We start from the raw sequence: 1,430 nt of genomic DNA, 5'->3' as shown, positions 1-1,430 counted from the left end.
AACAAACGCACCATTATCAACAGGACTTACGCAACTGGCACAGTGCGATCGCTAATTATTAGTATTTTAGTACTACTAGTGAGATTTTTCTGAAATCAGACTTTTTTAGAATTGTAATAGTAATGATAACAATAAATTTCGGGTATTAATTTTATGGGAAAATAATTAGAGGGTGCCTTAAAAAATCAATTAGCAATGAAATTTACTAAACTTAATTATTGCCAATATTTACTTAGTAGCCAAATCAATTATACAATGACTAATCTAGCAGAGCATTTGGACAATATTAGTCATGATAAAATTAATTATTATTTAAAACATGAGAAATTAACTCCTCGTTTACTTTGGGATAATGTGAAAGATTTAATTGTCCCTGATGAGGATGCTTATATTATATTTGATGATACAGTTTTAGATAAAAGATTTGCTGAAGAAATTGAAATTGTCCGAAAACAATATAGTGGAAATGAGCATGGCATAGTTAAAGGAATCGGAGTAGTTAGTTGTATATATGTAAATCCTAAAACTCTCACTTTTTGGGTGATAGATTATCGTATTTTTGCTCCTGATAATGATGGTTTAACTAAGGTTGACCATGTTAAAAATATGCTGAAAGGTCTTGTATATCAAAAGCTGCTGCCTTTTGATACGGTTTTAATGGATACATGGTATGCAGTCAATCATTTAATGCTTTATATTGATAGTCTAAAGAAAGTTTTTTATTGCCCATTAAAAACTAATCGTTTAGTTGATGATACTTTTGGTCAGGAGAAATATAAAAATATTGAATCATTATCATGGAGTGAAGATGAGTTATCATGTGGTAAAATCATAAAAATCAAAGCATTTCCTGCTGAAAAAAAAGTGAAACTTTTCCGGGTTACTGTCTCTACCGATAGAACGGATTATGTCACAACTAATGACATATCTCAAAGCGATACGGATGTTGCACAAAAAGTGTGTAAAATCCGTTGGAAAATAGAAGAGTTTCATAGAGAGATAAAGCAATTAACTGGCATTGAATCATGTCAATGTCGTAAAGGTCGTCTTCAAAGAAATCATATTGCTTGCGCTATGCTGGTTTGGCTAAGACTGAAAAGTTTAGCTTATAACACAGGTCAAACTATTTATAAAATTAAGCATAATTTGCTTTCTAACTATTTAATACAGCAACTAAAGCGTCCAGATATTGCTATGTCAATGGTTTAGTCTTTAGGCGCTCGGTGCGCGAAGCGCACCATAGCTTGTGCCAGTTGCGTAAGTCCTGAATTATTCTAATTCACAGCCAGAAAATATGCGATCGCATCTCTATTATCCCAAAAGTTTGAGAAAATAAAGATATTGGACTTGAGAGCCGACAAATATGGTACAAGTTTCCACCAAACCATTAACCCTAGAAGAATTTTTACAACTCCCAGAAACCAAGCCAG

General features: G+C 32.6%; 1 protein-coding gene. It reads left to right on the top strand.

The window, feature by feature from the left end:
• Nucleotides 1–195 precede the first annotated feature (195 nt).
• Entirely contained in the window at nt 196–1,209 is a 1,014-nt protein-coding gene (locus F6K52_RS36270; protein ID WP_293090058.1) for a transposase, read from the top strand.
• The last annotated feature ends 221 nt before the right edge of the window (nt 1,210–1,430 follow it).

This window comes from Moorena sp. SIO3H5, from assembly GCF_010692395.1.
Classification (GTDB): domain Bacteria; phylum Cyanobacteriota; class Cyanobacteriia; order Cyanobacteriales; family Coleofasciculaceae; genus Moorena.
The sequence above is the reverse complement of the archived record's forward strand: the minus strand, read 5'-3'. Positions and strand labels throughout refer to the sequence as shown.